3 protein-coding genes (2 of these 3 only partly in view) are annotated in these 2,500 nt (G+C 40.2%); 1 reads left to right on the plus strand and 2 read right to left on the minus strand.

The window, feature by feature from the left end; translation table 11 throughout:
- On the plus strand, nt 1-720 hold the 3' portion of the coding sequence (locus tag LEP1GSC062_RS13500; RefSeq protein ID WP_244265113.1) for a glycosyl hydrolase family 18 protein. The gene continues 495 nt to the left of window position 1, outside the view; 720 of the gene's 1,215 nt are visible here — the last part of the coding sequence; the start codon falls outside the window, past its left edge; it ends in the stop codon at nt 718-720.
- A gap of 529 nt (nt 721-1,249) precedes the next feature.
- Here LEP1GSC062_RS13500 and LEP1GSC062_RS13505 read toward each other — a convergent pair.
- Together LEP1GSC062_RS13505 and LEP1GSC062_RS13510 are read right to left on the minus strand one after the other, a co-directional pair.
- A complete protein-coding gene (locus LEP1GSC062_RS13505) occupies nt 1,250-1,639 on the minus strand; it encodes a cytochrome b family protein (protein WP_010576045.1) in 390 nt (129 codons plus the stop codon).
- Between the two features lie 18 nt (nt 1,640-1,657).
- Nucleotides 1,658-2,500, minus strand: partial view of an APC family permease gene (locus LEP1GSC062_RS13510; RefSeq protein ID WP_244265114.1) — the 3' portion only. The gene runs 564 nt beyond the window's last position; the window shows 843 of its 1,407 coding nt (coding positions 565-1,407); its start codon lies off the right edge, out of view; the stop codon is at nt 1,658-1,660.

Genomic DNA, 2,500 nt, shown 5'->3' on the forward strand with positions numbered 1-2,500 from the left:
CTTTTATCGGTCGCGATTCATCCAAAAACCTCCGCAGAAAAGACTTCCGAATATTATTGCAAAGAAAACGGAAAGAAGATGCGGGTGGATTTTTATGAGGCTTATCGAGGACAACTTTCTCATGACTATGAATTTTTGGGAAAGATCGCCGATAAGGTCAAAATCATGGCGTACGAATTACATCCTAGGAAAAACGCCTTTCCCGGCCCAGGTCCTCAGGCGCCGTCCTGGTGGATTGAGAGAATATTAGAATATTCTACACAAAAGATTCCTAATTCAAAATTGTATATGGCCATTCCGACTTACGGATATGATTGGTCACTGAACTGCGATATTCCTTCCAAAGCGGTATTCTACTCCAGAGCACAATATATTAAAATGAATTGGAATCCAAGATCCGAAGAGCCGACCGATGTATTTAAAATTTTCAAGGAAGCGAAAAAATCCGGAGATTGGATCTACCTACGACCGTATTTATACCGTCACGAAGGGCGGGTTTATGACGATCCTTCTCTTTGGTATACTCTGGGAGGTTGTGATCGGGTCGCCTTTTATATGAACAAACGATCCTTCGAAACGAAGATGAATCTGTTAAAGAAGTATAAAATTCGAGGTTTTTCTTTTTGGCAACTGATTCAGGATAACGATCCCGAAATTCATTCTTATCTGAAAACAATGATCGAAAATAAACGCGAGGATCGGAAAGCTTCCTTCTTTTAAAAAGGATCGGCGTTTAGTGATCTCTACATAAAGGAGTACCGCCAATTTTAGCATAAATCCCCGTTTAGGCACAGAATTTTGGACACTCTATTATGTAACGTGAGTTCGGCGTAAGAAAGTTTGGGCGAATAAGAAACTAAAGTGCAACGACTCCCTGAACTCAACGCAGAGCTTTCCTGAACTCAGCAAACACCTTCCTATGGGTCGGTGTTTAGGTCGCTCTGCGGGTCGTCGTCGCAGCTCGCGAATTTCATAGATAAAATGGCTCGCGACCGCGCTTTTCGCTCCAATTCCTTCGGAATTTAACTCAATGTTTCTCCCTACGGGTCGAAACATATAATCGCTTTCGCATTTTGTTATATCGAACTCACGTTATGCAGGGTTGAGTGGTAAAAAACAAGTAGTCGTACAATCGATTTTATTTCCTTGAAAGAAGAATGATGAAATGATCTAACGATTTTATTTCGTAAGCACTATCTTAGTTTATAATTTCTTAATGGACGCTTGAGGACAATGATTCTGTAGGGCGTTATTTTTTACGGCGAATTTTTCTGCCGTAAATCCAACCTGCGATAAGAAGAGGATATCCGAGCTTAGCTACTATGCTTGCATAAAAGTTGGAATGATTTTCGGAAACACTGGGAATTTGCAAAATCAAACCGGCTAACAGAAGAATAATGTGAATTTCGGTATATTTTGAGTTTTGAACAAAGAGATAATTTCCGAGACCGCAACCCGAGATGAATGCAGATAGTCCGAAGAAGACCCCAATTTTCCCCAAGATCAGAAACAGATTTTGAGGCAAGAGTAAAATCGGAGAGAGAAAAATAAGAAAAGGGAGAAAGATTTTACAACTTAAAAGAAGGATAGAAATGATTCCTAAAGCAGAATGAAGTTTGAGTTGATACTTTGTCTTCAAGGAGAGAAATCGTTTGGATTACGGTTCTCCGCTGGCGACGGGAACCGGTTCGTTTTCAGGAAGAAGGCTGGTTGCCAAGAGCTCTGGAGATTCCGAACCGAGGGGAATGGAAACTTTCGCTGAAGATGTTTGTGTCGCTTTAAAGTAGTAGTACATAGGAACGGAAAGAAGGGTAAACCCGATTCCCCAAAACGTTTCGGTAGGTTTGTTCCAGAGTAAAGTCGCTATAATTCCAACGTTGGAAGCGATGTAAAGATAAGTTGTATAAGGATATCCTGGAATTCTAAACTTCAATTTGTAGTGCTTTTTTTCAAAAAGAATAGGTGTGTAAGAAGTAATCGTCGCGAGAAGTAAAGTGGAACAAGTGATTAAATAAAGAAGACTTTCAATTTCTTTCACGAAACAGAATAAACAAGCGTATCCGCATTGAAAGAGAAGGGACATGTAAGGACTTTTATGCTTAGAATGTAGTTTGGCCATATTTGAAAAAAAGAATCCGTCCCTCGCCATTGCGAAATAAATTCTCGAACCTCCGATGATGTAAGCGGAAATCGATCCGAGGAACGCCCAGCAAATAAATGCGGTGATAAAAATTGTTGCTTTTGGTCCAAATAAAAAGGAAGAAGCGGTGATTCCGATTTTATCTCCCGATAATTCGGAAATAGGCGCGGAACTTAAAAAGAGAAAATTGATGAGAATATAGAGAATGGTGACTAACGCGCAGGAATACAAAACGGCTTTGTAGATATTCTTGTCCGGATTTTTGACTTCTTCTGCTACGTAAGTGATCATATTCCAACCCAAATACGAATACGTCACAGGAATCACACCCGCAAGTAAAAGTTCCATTCCTCCTAAGTC

The organism is Leptospira alexanderi serovar Manhao 3 str. L 60 (assembly GCF_000243815.2).
Taxonomy (GTDB): Bacteria; Spirochaetota; Leptospiria; order Leptospirales; family Leptospiraceae; genus Leptospira; species Leptospira alexanderi.